This window comes from Brachybacterium sillae, assembly GCF_025028335.1.
Lineage (GTDB): Bacteria > Actinomycetota > Actinomycetes > Actinomycetales > Dermabacteraceae > Brachybacterium > Brachybacterium sillae.
The window spans coordinates 636,733-653,518 of the sequence record NZ_JAFEUW010000001.1 but is presented as its reverse complement, the minus strand read 5'-3'; the positions used below and the strand labels follow the sequence as shown (position 1 = coordinate 653,518).

Below are 16,786 nucleotides of genomic sequence, written 5' to 3'. Positions count from 1 at the left end.
TACGGTGAGGGGGTGGAGACCGACGCCCTGACCGCCGTGCACTCCGGGACCTGGTCCCGGCTCGAGACCCTGGTGGCGCGCCGCCGCCTCGACGCCGACGAGGTCGAGGAGATGATCCGTCTGTATCGGCGCACGGCCGCGCACCTGTCGACGATCCGGTCGACCGACCCCGACCCACAGCTCGTCGCGCGGCTGTCGCACCTGGTGGCGCGGGCGCGATGGCGGATCACCGGGGCCCGCGCCCCGATGTGGCGGTCGGTGGTCCGCTTCGTCGGCACCGACCTGCCGGCGGCCCTGTGGTCGGCCCGCTGGTCGGCCCTGGTCGCCGCGGCGGTGCTGACGGTGTCCGCCCTGGTGGTCGGCACGTGGATCGCCCTGGACGACACCGCCCGCGACACCCTCATCTCCCAGGCCCAGCAGCGGCGCCTGGCCCAGCATGACTTCGTGGCGTATTACAGCCAAGGCGAGCCGGGATCCTTCGCCGCGTACGTGTTCTCCAACAACGCCTGGATCGCCGTGCAGTCGGTGGTGCTGGGTGTCACCGGGGTGTGGCCGCTGTGGATGCTGCTGCAAAACGGGGTGAACGTGGGCCTGATGGGCGGGGTACTGGCCTCCCAGGGGCAGCTGCCGACGTTCTTCACCTTCATCCTCCCCCACGGTCTGGTGGAGCTGACGGCGCTGGTAGTGGGGTCCGGGGCGGGGCTGCGGGTGTTCTGGGCGCTGTTGCGGCCCGGCCCGCTGCCCCGGCTGCAGGCCGTGGCGGAGCGGGCCCGCGCCATGGTCACGGTCACCGTCGGACTGGTGCCCGTGCTGCTGATCGCCGGGATCCTCGAGGCCTTCGTGACACCGAGCGGGTTGCCCGCGGCGCTGCGGGTGCTGATCGGCGCACTGGTGTGGGCGCTGCTGGTGACCCTGGCCGTGGTGCGGGGACGACGCGTCCACGCCGAGGGCGTCACGGGTGACCTCAGCGAGGAGTTCGCCGGCGACCGGGTCGCGGTCGCGGCCTGACCGTTCGGCAGCCGCTCACCCTGCCGGGGGGAATTAAGAGAGACCGCGGCGCCCGGGTCACAGGCGCCCGGGTGACAGGCACCCGGATCACAGGCGCCCGGCGGCCTTGAGGGCGAGGTACTGATCGGCCAGGCGCTGCGGCAGATCCTCCGGCCCGGCGTCGACGACGACCGCCCCGGCCCGCTCGAGCCCCTGCGCCGCGTGACCCCGCTCGACCCGCGAGGCCGCGGCGGCCGCCGCCCGGTACGCGGCCCGCACATCCCCGCGCTCGGCTGCCAGCTCCGCCAGCGACGGGTCCTCCACCGAGGCCACCACCAGCGGATGGTCGGCGGCGATCCGTGCCACCACCGGCAGCATGCCCGAGCCTGCTTCGGCGGCCTCCACCGGCGCCAGAAGCACGACCAGGTCCCCTCGGCGGGTCCGCCGATGCACCTGCGCCGCGATCATCTCCCAGTCCGTCTCCACCAGGGCCGCCTGCACCGGGGAGACGGTGGTGATGACGTCGTGCAGCACCGTCCGGGCGGGGGAGCCCTCGACGGAGGCGTGGGGGATGCGATCCGCACACAGCACATCGACCCGGTCACCCGCAGCGGCCGCCAGGGCCGTCAGCAGCAGCGCGGCGTCGATCGCGGCATCCAGGCGGGGCGCGTCACCGATCCTCGCCGCAGCGGTCCGGGAGGTGTCGAGGACGAGGAGGATCCGACGGTCGCGTTCCGGTCGCCAGGTGCGCACCACCACCGTGCGACCGCGGGCGGTGGCCCGCCAGTCGATCGACCGGACGTCGTCACCGTCCACGAACTCCTTGAGGGAATCGAACTCGGTGCCGGGGCCGCGGTGATGGACGGCGGCGAGCCCCTCGATCTCCCGCAGGCGGCGCAGTCGCGCCGGCAGGTGGCGCCGGGCCGGGAACGCATGGAGCGCGAGGAAGGCCCCCGGCACCGGCAGATCCGCCACGCGACGTGTCAGTCCCATCGGGCCGGTGAGGGCGATGGTCGGCCCCGGGCTGGTGTGTCGTCCGCGACGGACCGGGGTGAAGGACTGGGGGACGGCGCGGCGCTCCCCGGGGGGCACCACCGGACGGGACCGCTGGTCGGACAGGCCCGCGGTCGGGTTCCACGGGTCGCGCACCTGCAGCCGCACCGTGCGCTCCATCGGGTTGGTCAGCAGCAACCGCCCCGCCCCGGTGGTGCCGAGGCGGGTGGTGGACGGCGACTCCCGTGTCACCCGCAGGCGCCGCGGCGACCCGGCGGCCAGGACGTCGATGAGCAGGACCGTCAGCAGTGCCACGGTGCACACCAGGACCGTCGCCCAGTGCGGGGCGATCAGCAGCAGCGGGATGCCCAGCAGCGCGACCAGCAGGACACGCGGGGTGAGGGTGATGCGCATGATCAGCGGGGTACGGGCACCGACGCCAGCACCGCGGCGAGGACCGATTCGATCTGCGCGCCCTCCAGGTCGGCCTCCGTGGTCAGCCGTAGACGGTGGCCCAGGGTCGCGGTGCTCATGGCCTTCACATCGTCGGGGGTGACGAAGTCACGGCCCTGCAGGTAGGCCCAGGCACGGGAGGTGCGCAGCAGGGCGATGGCGCCACGCGGGGAGGCCCCCAGGGCGATGGTGGGGGAGCGGCGGGTGGCGCGGCAGATCTCCACGATGTACTCCAGCACTGCATCCTCGGTCTGCACCGCGGCGACCTCCCGCCGCGCCTGCACCAGGTCGTCGGCGCTGGCGACGGCCCGCAGACCGGCGGCCGCCAGATCGGAGGTGTCGAAACCGGCCGCGTGGCGCCGCAGCACATCCAGCTCGGCCTCCTTCTCCGGCAGCGGCAGCACAGCCTTGAGCAGGAAGCGGTCCAGCTGGGCCTCCGGCAGCGGGTAGGTGCCGTCGAACTCCAGGGGGTTCTGGGTGGCGGCCACCAGGAACGGATCGGGCAGGGGATGACTGACCCCGTCGACGGTGACCTGCCGCTCCTCCATGGCCTCCAGCAGCGCGGACTGGGTCTTCGGAGGGGTCCGGTTGATCTCGTCGGCCAGCAGCAGGTGCGTGAACACGGGGCCTTCACGGAACACCAGGTCGCTGGTGCGGCTGTCGTACACCAGGGAGCCGGTCACATCACCCGGCATCATGTCGGGGGTGAACTGGACGCGACGCATGGAGACATCGAGGCTCGCGGCGAGGGCGCGCACGAGCAGGGTCTTCGCCACACCCGGCACACCCTCCAGCAGCACGTGCCCGCGGCACAGCAGCGCGATCACCAGGGACGTCACGGCCGCGTCCTGACCGACGACGGCCTTGTGGATCTCCCCGGACACCGCCACCAGACGGTCGCGGGAGCCGGATGTGGGGGCCGCGGGGGTCGTCCCGGCCGCGATGGTCGTGCCCGGATCGCCGGGGATCGGTGGATCGGCGGGGATGCTCATGGGGTCTCCTTCGAAACGGGGGTGTGCGGTGCCGCGGGCAGCGGCGCGGTCAGGCTGTCGAGGTCCGAGGCGAGGCGCACCAGCTCCTCGTCGGTGCGTGGGGCGGGCCCGGCGAGCGTCCGCTTGGCGGCCACCGGATCGTGCGGCACGCCGCGGGCCGCCCAGCCCGCGAGGACCGCCTCGGCGTCGGCGTGACGGGTGATGCCCAGGCGCCCGGCTGCCCGGTCGATGGCGTCGGCGCGCAGGGCGGCCGCAGCCTGCTCCCTGCCCTGCGCGCGCTGCAGCAGACGGGCCCGCCCGAGGGTGAGCTCCTGCGCGCGGACCGTCACCGGGAGGGGTTCGACGATCACCGGCCCCAGCCGCGGGGCGAGCACCGCCACCGCCAGACCGATGAGCAGCAGGGTCCAGGCCCCGATCGGTCCCACCCAGCGGGGCAGCAGATCGAACGGACCGGGCGCGGTCTGCGCCAGGGGGTCGTCGGCGGAGGGTACGTACCAGGTGAGGTGTGGTCCGGCCAGGGCGTTCAGGGCGATCGCCGGGTTGTCCTCGGCGTCGACACCGTCATTGGTGAGCATCCGGTCCGAGCCGAGCACCGTCACGCGGTCGGTCACCACCACGGCGGCGCCGTCACCCTCGCGGAAGCACGAGGCCGCGCCCCCGGGGGCGGTGTACACGGTGCCGGTGGTCTCCTGCAGGTCGGTCGACCTCGGCACCGGCACGATCGTGCGGGCCCGCAACGACGCCGGACCACACCGGGCGTCTGCGACGAGACGCTGCCCGGGCTCGATCGTCCCCGCGGGGCGCACCCCGGGGGCGAGCACCGCCAGGGATCCGAAATCGGGGCGGAGCAGTACCAGATGGCCCGTGCCCTCGTCGCGGGCGGTGGCGAGCTCCTCCAGCTGGCGTCGGGACAAGACGGCGGGCCGTGTCACCAGCACGGTGTCACCGGCACGCAGGGCCTCTGCCGCCGCTGCCGTGGTGCGTCGGGCGGTGACGGTGGTGCCGTCCTGGCGCAGCACCGTCGCGACGGCGAGCGCCCCCTGCGGCGTCGGGGCGCTGATCTCCAGCGGCCCGTCCCGGTAGCCGGTGCGCAGCACCAGCACGACGGCAGCGGCCACCAGCAGAAGCCCGAGCACGAGGACGAGTAGGCGGTCGCCGGTGCGGCGCGCGGGGGCGCTCATGCGTGGACCTCTCCGGTGGGCGGGGGCGTGGGTGCCTCGGCGGTCTGCGGGTCGAGCTGCGGTCGGGCCTCGCGCAGGTACTCGGCGAGCTGACGGACGTCGGCGGCGTCCCGCGCGGTCGCGGGGCGGGACGAGTAAGCGGCGACATCAAAGGACTCCGAGGCGGCGATCAGGCGCGTCCGCGCGGCGGGGAAGGAGTGGGCCGCGGTCAGTGCGGCCTCATGGGCGGTGGTGCCCTCCTGCACCTCGAGCAGGGTGCGTTCCTGCAGGTCCCGGACGATCGCGCGCAGGGCCAGCACAACAGCATCGTCGTACTGGTGACGGGACTCGGCACGGGCCGCGAGCTCCCGCAGGCGCGCGGCAGACAGCTCCGGCGCGGCGGACAGATCCGCGCTGGCGCGCAGGGACCCGCTGCGTCGGACCCACCCGGTACGTCGCAGCAGCAGGACGAGCGCGCTCAGCAGCAGCGCACACAGCACGATGAGCAGGGCCACGCCCGTACGCTGCCCGCTGCCGACGGACTCCTGCAGACTGCGCCACAGGTCCGTCAGCCGGGCCAGCACCCAGCCGATGATGCCCTCGGAACCGCCGTAGCGGGAACGGGCGAGCTCCTCGAGGATCCGGCGACGCGCCTCGTCGGGATCCACGGGTCAGCCCACCGTGGTCGGGGCGTCGGTCCCCGCGGCCGGGGGGACGGCCCTGCTCGCTTCCTCCGGGGCGCCCCTCAGCATGCGGGCGAGGTCCAGATCCCAGGCCTCATGGCGCATCCGAGCGTCGGCGTACACGACCGTCTGGGCAGCCGCCATGTACGGCTGGGCGAAAGCGGCCACCAGCATCGTCAGCAGCGGGGAGAGGACCGTGACGACGAGGACGGCCCCGGTGGGATCCTCCGAACCGGACGCCAGAGCCGCGACGATGACCACCAGAATGAGCGGCACCATGACGACCGAGGCGAGCACCTGCATCACGACGGAGACGAGCACCGAGACGAGCAGCAGCTCACCGAAGGGGCGCCAGAACCGTCGTCCGCGGGTGAGGGCGAGGGAGCGGCGCAGCGACGCCATGCCGCCGATCTCCTCGGCGACCACCGCCGGGACTGCCAGGGAGGTACGGCCCCAGATCCAGAGGCTGAGGACCCCCGCGACCAGGCCCAGCACCACGATGGGGATCGCGATCAGCCAGTCCGGGCCGACCGCGGCGGCGCGCAGAGCGTAGGCGATGCCGACGACCGCCCCGATGGCGATCGCCCACACCAGCAGCAACAGGAGCCCGGGCACGAGAACGGCGAGGACGGCGGCGAGCCCGTGGCGTCGCAGGGCGGCGCGGGCTCCGGCGGAGGTCAGAGGTCGGCGGGTGGCCTCCCCGAGGGTGATCGCCGCGAGAGCGACCGTGAGCAGCGCCGAGGCGAGCCCCACGACCAGCGACGAACCGACCTGCCCGAGGATCGTTCCCAGCAGACCCGCGCCCCCGGCGCTCGGATCCTGCATGGTGCTCGGGTCGAGCGCGGACCGCAGGGCGGGGATCATGCCCACGCCCCCGATGAGCGCGGACAGGGCTCCACCGATCAACATCACCACCAGCGACAGGCCGAGGATGAGCTTCGGACGCAGCTGGTACAGCCGGGCGGCCGCCCCGAGCACCTCGGCCAGCGACAGCGGGCGCGGGGGAACAGCGGGGGCCGCTCCTCGAGCTCGCGGCGGGGACCGTCGGCCCCGTGCGCCGCACCGACCGGCGCGGCGAACGGGCCGGGTGCGGAGTACGGATCCGACGCCCGCGAAGTCTCCGGGGCCGGCGTGTCCGGGGCCGGCATGTCCGGGGCCGACGGGGCCGCGGGATGCTCGGGGCCGGCGCCGGGGGCGCTCCACGGAGTGGTCATGGCACTCTCCCTTCCCTCGCCGTGCGATCTGGCGATGCGTCCACAGATTCTGTTCCCGGGTTCCGCTCCCGCACGCTACGCGGCCGTGCCCGTCGCGGCCTACGACCTTGGTCGAGAGCGGGCGGCTCCGGTGGTCGGTCCTCGTCCTCCCCCGATGGCACAATGACGCCATGGCCACCACCCGCATCCTCGTCGTGGACGATGACCAGGCGATCGCCGAGATGGTCTCGATCGTGCTGCGCGGCAAGGGGTTCGACGTCGTCACCTCTCCGGACGGGGCCTCCGCCCTCGAGGCCCTCGGGGGCATCGATCCGGATGTGGTGCTGCTGGACCTGATGCTCCCCGGGATGGACGGGATCGAAGTGTGCCGCCGCCTGCGGGAGGTCTCCGACGTCCCCGTCATCATGCTGACCGCCCGCTCCGATTCCGCCGATGTGGTGGAGGGCCTGGAGGCCGGGGCCGACGACTACCTCACCAAGCCCTTCGACCCGGATGTGCTGGTGGCCCGGATCCGCGCCCGGGTGCGCCGCAGTGAGACCCCGACCACCGAGCGTCTGGCCATCGGTGACCTCACGATCGACGTCGACGGGCACGAGGTGCGCCGCGGGTCGGAGCGCATCTCCCTGACACCGCTCGAGTTCGACCTGCTCACCGAGCTCGCCCGCCGCCCCTGGCAGGTCTTCACCCGGGAGGCGCTGTTGCGGGAGGTCTGGGGATACCGGCACAGCACCGACACCCGCCTGGTCAACGTCCACGTGCAGAGGCTGCGCGCGAAGATCGAGAAGGACCCGGAGAACCCCCGGTACGTGCTGACCGTGCGCGGGGTCGGATACCGCGCCGGTTCGGAGGAGTGAGCACCGACGCGGCGCGGGCGCGCCTGGACCCCCGGTCGTGGCCGCTCGCCCTGCGCATCGTCACCGCCACGGTGCTGCTCACCACGCTCGCGGTCCTCACCGTCGGGGTGTATCTCTCCTCGGTCATCGCCGACGGCCTGCACACCCAGCGTCGGGACCGGGTGCTGGCGGAGTCCGTGCAGGTGCGGGCGGAGCTGGCGACGACACTGCAGGGGTTGACCTCCGCCACCGACTCGCAGCGCCAGGACGCCCTGGCGAGTTTCGCGCAGGCGGTGAGCTCGTCCGACTCGACCTCCCGCCGGGACGTCGCAATCGTGCCGGTCACCGGGGAGGGTTCCCTGTCGGTGGTGACGACCGACCGGCGTCTGACGGACCTTCTGACCGACGACGTCACCGAGGCGGTGGCGACCGCCGGCAGGGACCTGAGCTGGCGCAGCGTCGCCCTCGGTGGTGATGAGGACCGGCCGGTGCCGGGGATCCTGGTGGGCACGCGGGTGACGGTGCCCGGTGGGGACTCCTACGACCTGTACCTGGTGTACTCGCTGGAACAGGAGCAGGCCACCCTGTCGTTCGTCCAGAATGTGATGGTCGGCGGGGGCCTGGTGCTCCTGTCCCTGGTGGTCGGGATCGCCGTGATGGCCGCGCACGTGGTGACGAGCCCACTGCAGAAGGCCGCTCTGGCGGCCGAGCGGATCGCCGCCGGGGATCTCGCCAGCCGGGTGGATGCCTCCGGGGCGGATGAGCTCGCCCGGGTGGGCACCTCGTTCAACGCGATGGCCCGGAACCTCCAGTCCCGGATGTCGGAGCTGGAGGAGCTGTCCCGGATGCAGCAGCGTTTCGTCGCGGACGTCTCCCACGAGCTGCGCACACCGCTGACGACGATCCGCATGGGCACCGGGTTGCTGCACGCGCGCCGCACTGATCTGCCGCCGGACCTGGAACGCACCACGGAGCTGTTGGATGCGCAGGTCGTCCGCTTCGATGCGCTGTTGGCGGATTTGCTGGAGATCTCCCGGTACGACGCCGGAGCGGTGCGGCTGGAGGCCCGGGAGGAGGACCTCGATGAGGTGGTGACCCGCGCCCTTGAGGACGTGCAGGTGCTCGCGCGCTCCCGTGGCACCGCCCTGGTTCCTCGGCTGCACGTCCGCGGCCCCGTCGTCATCGACGCTCGCCGCATCGACCGCATCCTGCGCAACCTCCTCACCAACGCGATCGAGCACGGGGAGGGGCGCCCCGTCCTGGTGGAGACCGCCGGGGATGATCGGTCTGTCGCCGTCGTCGTGCAGGACCACGGGCGGGGGCTCAGCCCGGACGACGCCCGCCACGTCTTCGACCGGTTCTGGCGGGCCGATCCGTCCCGCGCCCGCACTGTCGGTGGGACAGGACTGGGCCTGGCGATCTCCGCCGAGGACGCGCACCTCCACGGCGGGTGGCTGCAGGCATGGGGACAGGTCGGCCAGGGTGCCGTCTTCCGCTTGACCCTCCCGCGGGAGCCCGGGGGAGTCCTCGCCCGGTCTCCGCTGCCGCTGCGACGCGGATCCGACGGGGCACCTCTGCCCGGGCACGACGACGAGGGGGAGGACCGCCGAGGGAGCCTTCCCCGGGCCGATGCCCTGCCGGACGTGGGGGTGGAGGAGGAACGTCCATGAACCACGCACCCACCCGGCGCCTCGTGCTCGCCGCCGCCCTGCTCCCGATGCTCGCCGGCTGCGCGCGCATCCCCATCAGTTCGGGGGTGCAGAGCACACCGTTGCCGTCCGCCGCGCAGGACGCGGCCCCGTACGTCGAGCCCCGGGGCCCGGAACCCGGCGCCGGTCCCGTGCAGATCGCCGAGGGGTTCATCCGGGCAGGAGCCGGCGCTGCCGACGACTACGCCGTGGCCCGCGAGTACCTCGATCCCGCCGTCGCCGAAGCCTGGGACCCGGGGGAGGCGATCGTGGTGTACGCGGCGGGGGAGGAGATCGTCGCGGAGGAGGTCGGAGAGGCCACCGTTCGGGTGAGCCTGCAGGTCATCGCCATGATCGATGCAGTCGGCGCACGCACCCGCCTGCCGGAGCCGACAACCCGGGAGATCGTGCTGCCGATGCGTGAGGTGGACGGCCAATGGCGCATCACTGCTCCACCGGCCGGGATCTTCCTCACCGACACCGTCTTCGGGTTGCTGTTCTCCGCCATCCGGCTGTTCCACCTGGACATCTCCCGCCGCCACCTCGTCCCGGAGATTCGGTGGGTCCCGGCACGCAGCCTCGCCGCCTCCGGGCTGGCGCTGCTGGGCACACCCCCGGTGGCGTACCTGGCGCAGGCGGTGACCTCCGCGCTCCCTGAGGGATTCACGGTGCGGGAGGCCGCCATCGGGACGGCGGGGGACGGTTCCCCGCGAGTGATCCTGCCGGCCTCCCTGAGCGCGCTCCCGGCGACACAGCGAGCCCTCGCCCTGGCGCAGATCGCGGCGACCGCCCAGAGCATCCCCGCACTGGCCGGTGTGCGGTTCATGCTGGACGGCGACGTGGTCGAACCGCCGGTGCAGGGAGCCCCGTGGCGACCGGGCGTCGGCCACCGACCCATCGGGGCGGGGGAGCGCGGGATGATCGCCCTGGACGAGCAGGGGCCGAGTGGGGCGCCGCTGCAGCTGGTGCCGGCCCTGGAGGACAGAGCAGTGCGCGGACCCGCCCTGGCCGCGCGCGGCCCCCTGGCCGCGGCCTGGGACCCGGCCAGTGGGGAGATCCTGCTGGCGTCCACGGACGGGAGCGTTCCCCTGCGCGCTGTCGCCGTCGGCGCGGGGGTCACCGCACCCAGCATCGACGACCACGGGTACGTATGGACCTCCGCCGGCACCTCCGCGGGGGCACTGCTCGCGCTGCACCGTACCGGCGGTGATGCCGACGTGCGGGTGGAGGTGCCGTGGCTGCAGCAGCGTCAGGTGCTCGGGATGCAGCTGTCGACCGATTCGACCCGTCTGATCGTGTTGTCACAGCAGGGCACCGCCCGGGTGTTGGATCTCGCCGCGGTGGTGCGAGATGACCGGGGGGCACCCCTCGGGGTCACCTCCCCGCGCCGGATCCACACCGAGCTGAGCCGGATCGACCAGGCCGTCTGGTACGACGAGACAGCGCTGCTGCTGCACGGAGCGGCGACCGTCGGTGCCGAACCGCGCGCGGTGCTGTTGGACTTCGCCACCGGGGAGGAGATGCTGTCGCTGCTGCGGGCGGGTACCGAGCGCCTTGCCGGCAGCTCCGCCGCCTCCTCCCTGTGGGCGAGCACCGGGGAGGGGGAGCTGTTGCGTTCGGATGGTGCCGGATGGGAAGCCGTCCCGTTCCCGGCCCGCGACCCCGCCTTCCACTGACGCTGTCGGTCCCGCGTCGGTCCCGCACCGTCGGTTTCGCGCCGTCGGTCCCGCACGCGCCTCGAGGGGGTCTGTGCGTCTCCTCCCCAGGGGGCCGTCGTCCCCACCGTCCGTCGGTCCGCCCTGCACCCCCGCCGGTCCTGCTGGGATCCGGGCATGCTGCTGATACGTGACGTGGCCCGACGGGTCCTGTGGGACACCCTCAGCCTGATGGTGGATGTCGACTGCCCCTGCGGGGCGCCGCCTCCTGCGCCGTGCCCCGCCTGCCGGGCGCTGCTGGCCAGCGGGCCCCGTCGCGTCGAGGCCCGCCATCCGGCGCTGGAGATGGTCACCGGAGCAGACCTTGACGCCCCGCTGGGGCCGGTGGAGCTGTCGGTTCCGCTGATGCCCCTGGTCGCCGCCACGGACTACGACGACCGGACCCGCGCCCTCGTGTTGGCCTGGAAGAACGGTGGGCGGGCCGCCCTGGTCGACCCCCTCTCCGCGGCGCTGCGGCCCGCCTGGGATCGCCTGCTGGCTGAGACGGGCCGGGCCGGGGCGGTGTCCCCCGTGATTATCCCCCTGCCCTCTACGCTCCGCGCCCGACTGCGCCGGGGTGAGGACCACACCGCTGAGCTCGCACGGCACCTTGCGCGTCGGACCGGTGCCCGGGTGCAGCGTCCCCTGCGATTGCACGACCGTGGGCAGAAGGGGCAGGGCGTGCGGGGGCGGTCCGTCCGCCGGCTCGGGATGCGTCCGGGGTGGCGGCCCCCGGCCTCCGGCGTCGTCCTGCTCGATGATGTCGCGACCACCGGGGCGTCGCTGCGGGCGGCACACCGCGCCGTCGTGGAGGCCGGGGGCGTCGTCCACGGCGCGCTCGTCCTCGCCTCCGCCCCGGGACCATCACCAGGGATCTCCCGTTCCGGGCGTGGCAAGATGGAGATCCCCCGATCCCCTGATCGGACCGTCCCCTCGACGTCGAGGAGGTGAGGCTCACCCGTCCCGTGCTCCGCGGCCGGGCCATGATGCGGCCGCACCCCAGACTGAGGAGGAACCCATGGAGATCAGTGTCGTCGGGCGTCATCTGGACGTCCCCGAGCGTTTCCGCCGCCACCTGGACGAGAAGCTCGAGAAGGTCGCGCAGCTGTCACCGGAGACCGCGCGCATCGAGGTCGAGATCTCGCACGAGAACAATCCGCGCCGGGCCGATGAGGCCGATCGCGTCGAGCTGACGTTCCGCGACGGACGCTCCGTCATCCGCTCCGAGGCCCGGGCAGACGATCTGTACGCGGCCTTGGATCTCGCGTACGCGAAACTCGTAGAGCGCCTGCGCCGCGCGCGGGATCGCCGTAAGGATCATCGTCGCGGACGCGACCGCGCCCACCTCGGCAAGGACGCCGCGACGGTGCGCACCATGCCCGGGGAGGACCTCGATCCGGCGCTGCTGACCGACGCCGTCCCCGCCGAACCGGCCCCCGCTGATGCGGCCGGTGATGATGCCGACGACGGCACCGCACCGGTCGCGGAGTTGCCCGTCGTGATCCGCGAGAAGACCCACCGGGCGCGTCCGATGAGCATCGACGACGCCCTGTACGAGATGGAGGCCGTCGGGCACGACTTCTACCTCTTCATCGATCAGGACACGCACCGCCCGAAGGTCGTCTACCGCCGAAAGGGTTGGAACTACGGCGTGATCGAACTCGAGGAGGAGAGCGCCTGAGCCTCCACGCGCCCACCCGGACGGACGGCGCCGGTGATCCCGGCGCCGTCCGTCGGTGTCCCGCATGACCACCACCCTCCGATGGACGACCGCGCGGCGGATCGCCCTGCGCTCCCAGGGCATCGGACGTTCCCGCACGGAGACGGTCCTCACGGGCCGCACCGCCGACCGCGCCCTGCAGCGGGTGGTGCAGCGCCTGCACCTGCTGCAGATCGATTCGGTCCAGGTGTTCGCCCGGGCACATCTGATGCCGGTCTTCACCCGCTGCGGCCCCTGGGAGGTGGCAGCCCTCGACCGGGCCGCCCGCCGCTCCACGCCCACTGCCGGGGGTGCGGCCCTGCGGGAGATGTTCGCCCACGAAGCGGCGTACACCACCCCGGAGGTGTACGACCTGTTGCGGTTCCGCCGCGCCGACGCGGCCACCCGTGACTGGGGCGCCGTCCGCCGGGCCGCCGCCGCCCATCCGGAGATCCTGCAGGACGTCCTGGACCATGTCGCTCGCAACGGCCCCGTCTCCGCCCCCGATATCTCCGCCGCCCTGGGGGGCCAGGACCGGCCCCAGGACGCGTGGGGCTGGCGCCGCACAGACCTCCAGTGGGTCGCCGAGTACCTGTTCCGCGCCGGGCGGCTGCACGCCGCGGGACGCGGCTCCCGCTTCGACCGCCTGCTGGTGACTCCCCCTGTCGGCCACCCGGAGGCGACCCCGGACCTTCCTCCGCCCAATGCCCGGGAGCGCCGCGAGGCCATCGTTCAGCTCAGCCGTCTCGCGCTGGGTGCCCTGGGGATCGCCACCGTCGCCGACATCGCCGACTATTTCCGACTCCCCGCGGCACCGGTCCGGGAGGCCCTCGACCGGCTGGAGGCGACAGGGGAGGCGGAACCGGTGCGCATCGACCGGGATGGCACCCTCGTGCCGATGCTCCGTCACCATGCCGCCCCCACCTCGGCCGCGCCTGTTCCCGCTGCCTGTCTGGTCAGCCCCTTCGACCCGATGATGTTCCACCGGCCGCGGGTGGCGACGCTGTTCGACGTCGACTACCGCATCGGGATCTACACCCCCCGGGACAGACGACGCAGCGGCTACTACTCCCTGCCGTTCCTGCTGGGTGATCGCATCGTCGCCCTCGTCGATCTGCGCGCCGACCGCCGCGGCGGGGTGCTGGAGGTCTCCGGGATCTATCCCGAACCCGCCCCGGTGCTGTCCCGTCGCCGACCGGGACCCCCGTATCCGAGATCGCGCCGGCGCTGGCGCAGGAGCTGGCCCGGGCCGCCCGCTGGCAGGGCCTCGACGCGGTGCTCATGCCCGCTGCGACCTCCGACGAACCGGACCTCGTCGGCGCCCTGCGGGAGGCACTCGGAGGTGTCACGGTCTGACGTCTTAGGATGGCCCAGGCCCGATCCGTCTGACCCCGGGGAGAACGAGTGGCGAACCTGTTCGACAAGATCCTGCGTGCCGGCGAGGGCCAGGAGCGCCGCAGGCTCGAGAAGATCGCCCACCAGATCGACCAGGCCGGTGACGTGTTCGCTGACCTGAGCGACGCCGAACTGCGGCAGGAGACGGAGACGTTCCGGCGGCGACTGGAGGACGGGGAGACCCTGGACGACATCCTGGTCGAGGCCTTCGCTGCGGTCCGTGAGGCCGCCGACCGGACCCTGGGGCAGCGGCCCTACCTGGTGCAGCTCATGGGCGGCATCGCCCTGCACCGCGGACGCATCGCCGAGATGAAGACCGGTGAGGGCAAGACCCTGGTCGCGACCCTCCCCGCGTATCTCAACGCCCTGGCCGGCAAGGGTGTGCACGTGGTGACCGTCAACGACTACCTGGCCACGTACCAGTCGGACCTCATGGGGCGAGTGTTCCGCGCTCTCGGTCTCACCACCGGTGTCATCACCACAGGGCAGAACCCGCAGGAGCGGCGGGAGGCCTATGCCGCCGACATCACCTACGGCACGAACAACGAATTCGGCTTCGACTATCTGCGCGACAACATGGCGCTGTCCGTCGACGACCGGGTGCAGCGCGGGCACTTCTTCGCCATCGTCGACGAGGTCGACTCCATCCTCATCGACGAGGCCCGTACACCGCTGATCATCTCCGGCCCGGCCGACGGGGACGTCAACAAGTGGTACGCCGAGTTCGCGAAGGTCGCCCAGACGCTGCGCCGTGATCGCGACTACGAGGTCGATGAGAAGAAGCGCACCGTGGGTGTGCTGGAGGCCGGCATCGACCGGGTCGAGGACCACCTGGGCATCGACAACCTCTACGAGTCGCTGAACACCCCGCTGATCGGCTTCCTCAACAACGCCATCAAGGCCAAGGAGCTGTTCAAGCGGGACAAGGACTACGTGGTGATGGGTGGGGAGGTGCTCATCGTCGACGAGCACACCGGCCGCATCCTCGCCGGTCGCCGCTACAACGAGGGCATGCACCAGGCGATCGAGGCGAAGGAGGGTGTGGCGATCAAGGCGGAGAACCAGACCCTCGCCACGATCACCCTGCAGAACTACTTCAAGCTGTACGACAAGCTCTCCGGCATGACCGGCACCGCCGAGACCGAGGCCGCCGAGTTCATGAACACGTACCACCTGGGTGTGGTGCCGATCCCGACGAACAAGCCGATGCAGCGTGTGGATCAGGGCGACGTGGTCTTCCGCACCGAGCGGGCGAAGTTCGATGCGGTCGCCGAGGACATCCAGAAGCGCCACCGGGCGGGTCAGCCGGTGCTCGTGGGCACTACCAGTGTGGAGAAGAGCGAGTACCTGTCACAGCTGCTGGACGCCAAGGGCGTGCCCCACGAGGTGCTCAACGCCAAGAACCACGCCAAGGAGGCGGCGATCGTCGCCATGGCCGGGGCGAAGGGCGCGGTCACCGTTGCGACCAACATGGCCGGCCGAGGCACCGACATCATGCTCGGCGGCAACGTCGAGTTCATGGCGCACGCCGAGCTGGAACGCCGCGGACTGGACGCCGAGGCCGACCCCGAGGGGTATCAGGCGGCGTGGGACCAGGCCGTGGCGGACGCCGAGGAGGCGGTGAGGTCGCAGCACGACGAGGTGGTCGAGCTCGGTGGCCTGTACGTGATCGGCACGGAGCGCCACGAATCCCGCCGCATCGACAACCAGCTGCGTGGCCGCTCCGGACGCCAGGGTGACCCCGGCGAGTCGCGGTTCTACCTCTCGCTGCAGGATGACCTCATGCGGCTGTTCAACTCGGCGACGGCGGAGTCGCTGCTGGCCCGCGGTGGGGTCGAGGAGTCCAAGCCCCTGGAGGGGCGCCTGGTCACCGGGGGCATCCAACGGGCGCAGCGGGCGATCGAGTCCCGCAACGCCGAGATCCGCAAGAACGTGCTGAAGTACGACGACGTCCTCGCCAAGCAGCGCGCGAAGATCTACTCCGAACGCGGAGCGATCTTGGAGGGTGAGGACCTCACCGGGCACGTCGACGGCTTCGTCGAGGACGTCATCGGTGGGTACGTCGATGCCGCCACCCGACGCCGCAATCCTGAGGATGTCGACCTGGAGGAGCTGTGGGGTGCCCTCCACGGCATCTATCCGGTCTCCATCACCATCGAGGAGCTGCTGGAGGAGGTCGGCGGGAAGGAGAACCTCTCCGCGCAGCGGCTGCGCGAGGAGGTCCTCGCAGATGCCCGGCTCGCCTATGACCGGCGTGAACAGGAGCTGGGTGAGCCCGCCATGCGTCAGCTGGAGCGGCGCGTTCTGCTCAGCTGCATCGATCGACGCTGGCGCGAGCACCTCTACGAGATGGACTACCTCAAGGAGGGCATCGGGCTGCGGGCGATGGCCCAGCGTGACCCGCTCGTGGAGTATGAGCGCGAGGGCCACCTGATGTTCAACGACATGATCGCGGGGATCAAGGAGGACGCCGTCGGTTACCTCTTCAACCTCGAGGTCCAGGTTCAGCAGCAGCCGCGCAGTGTCGTCCCGGCTGCGGTGTCCAGTCTCGTCACCGGGCAGGGCAGCATTCCGGCCGCCACGGCGGACGCTGCGCCGACCGGTTCCGTGGCTGTCGGCGCGCCTGATGCCGGCACCGTGGAGGCTGACAGCGCGGATGGCAACGGTGCGGAGGACCGTACGTCGCTCGGTACCGAGCCGGTCACGGACCGGAGCGACACCCCGACGGAGGAGGGCAGCCGCACGGAGGTCACGGACGGCACCGAGACGGAGGTGCGCCTGACCGCGCGCGGCCTGAAGGACGAGCTCGATCACCGACACCTGAGTTACTCCGGAGGGGGTGTCGACGACAGCCAGGCCGCGGCGCCGACCAGCCGCCGCGAGCGCCGCGCGCAGGCCCGGCAGGAGAAGGCAGAACGGCGCCGCCGCGCTCGCGGCTGATCTGCATCCGCGGCCAGAGCGAACGGCCCCCTGCCACATGGCGGGGGGCCGTTCG

13 protein-coding genes are annotated in these 16,786 nt (G+C 72.4%); 8 read left to right on the top strand and 5 right to left on the bottom strand.

The window, feature by feature from the left end:
• Nucleotides 1-12 precede the first annotated feature (12 nt).
• Complete coding sequence (locus JSY14_RS02945) at nt 13-1,008, top strand: stage II sporulation protein M (protein ID WP_259557270.1); 996 nt, start codon at nt 13-15, stop codon at nt 1,006-1,008.
• An 87-nt stretch (nt 1,009-1,095) separates the two neighbouring features.
• Here the strand turns inward: JSY14_RS02945 and JSY14_RS02940 are convergent, their stop codons facing one another.
• Genes JSY14_RS02940 through JSY14_RS02920 form a run of 5 tightly spaced genes read right to left on the bottom strand, consistent with a single transcriptional unit; the run spans nt 1,096 to nt 6,246 of the window.
• Entirely contained in the window at nt 1,096-2,394 is a 1,299-nt protein-coding gene (locus tag JSY14_RS02940) for a DUF58 domain-containing protein (protein WP_259557269.1), read from the bottom strand.
• Between the two features lie 2 nt (nt 2,395-2,396).
• On the bottom strand, nt 2,397-3,425 hold the full coding sequence (locus JSY14_RS02935) for an AAA family ATPase (protein WP_259557268.1): 1,029 nt from the start codon (nt 3,423-3,425) through the stop codon (nt 2,397-2,399).
• Nucleotides 3,422-4,606: a DUF4350 domain-containing protein gene (locus JSY14_RS02930; RefSeq protein WP_259557267.1), complete on the bottom strand. Its 1,185-nt coding sequence runs from the start codon at nt 4,604-4,606 to the stop codon at nt 3,422-3,424. The genes JSY14_RS02935 and JSY14_RS02930 overlap by 4 nt, the downstream gene beginning before the upstream one ends.
• Nucleotides 4,603-5,253 carry a DUF4129 domain-containing protein gene (locus tag JSY14_RS02925; protein WP_259557266.1) on the bottom strand — a complete coding sequence of 217 codons (651 nt, stop codon included), beginning with the start codon at nt 5,251-5,253 and terminating at the stop codon, nt 4,603-4,605. The genes JSY14_RS02930 and JSY14_RS02925 overlap by 4 nt, the downstream gene beginning before the upstream one ends.
• 3 nt (nt 5,254-5,256) lie before the next feature.
• Nucleotides 5,257-6,246 (bottom strand): hypothetical protein, encoded by a 990-nt coding sequence (locus JSY14_RS02920; protein WP_259557265.1) that lies wholly within the window; start codon nt 6,244-6,246, stop codon nt 5,257-5,259.
• A gap of 406 nt (nt 6,247-6,652) precedes the next feature.
• On the opposite strand from JSY14_RS02920, the gene mtrA reads away from it, so the two are divergent.
• From mtrA to secA, 7 genes are all read left to right on the top strand, one after another.
• Entirely contained in the window at nt 6,653-7,336 is a 684-nt protein-coding gene (gene mtrA, locus JSY14_RS02915) for an MtrAB system response regulator MtrA (RefSeq protein ID WP_259557264.1), read from the top strand.
• Nucleotides 7,333-8,985 (top strand): MtrAB system histidine kinase MtrB, encoded by a 1,653-nt coding sequence (mtrB, locus tag JSY14_RS02910; protein WP_259557263.1) that lies wholly within the window; start codon nt 7,333-7,335, stop codon nt 8,983-8,985. Before mtrA ends, mtrB begins: the two co-directional genes overlap by 4 nt.
• Nucleotides 8,982-10,679, top strand: coding sequence for an LpqB family beta-propeller domain-containing protein (locus JSY14_RS02905; RefSeq protein ID WP_259557262.1), 1,698 nt, complete (start codon nt 8,982-8,984; stop codon nt 10,677-10,679). The genes mtrB and JSY14_RS02905 overlap by 4 nt, the downstream gene beginning before the upstream one ends.
• 156 nt (nt 10,680-10,835) lie before the next feature.
• Complete coding sequence (locus tag JSY14_RS02900) at nt 10,836-11,648, top strand: ComF family protein (RefSeq protein WP_259557261.1); 813 nt, start codon at nt 10,836-10,838, stop codon at nt 11,646-11,648.
• Between the two features lie 67 nt (nt 11,649-11,715).
• Nucleotides 11,716-12,378 (top strand): ribosome hibernation-promoting factor, HPF/YfiA family, encoded by a 663-nt coding sequence (hpf, locus tag JSY14_RS02895; RefSeq protein WP_259557260.1) that lies wholly within the window; start codon nt 11,716-11,718, stop codon nt 12,376-12,378.
• Nucleotides 12,379-12,442: 64 nt separating this feature from the next.
• Nucleotides 12,443-13,912: a winged helix-turn-helix domain-containing protein gene (locus JSY14_RS02890; protein ID WP_259557259.1), complete on the top strand. Its 1,470-nt coding sequence runs from the start codon at nt 12,443-12,445 to the stop codon at nt 13,910-13,912.
• The gene (gene secA / locus JSY14_RS02885) at nt 13,801-16,731 is read left to right on the top strand and encodes a preprotein translocase subunit SecA (protein WP_259557258.1); all 2,931 of its coding nucleotides are present in this window, start codon (nt 13,801-13,803) and stop codon (nt 16,729-16,731) included. Before JSY14_RS02890 ends, secA begins: the two co-directional genes overlap by 112 nt.
• Nucleotides 16,732-16,786 lie beyond the last annotated feature (55 nt).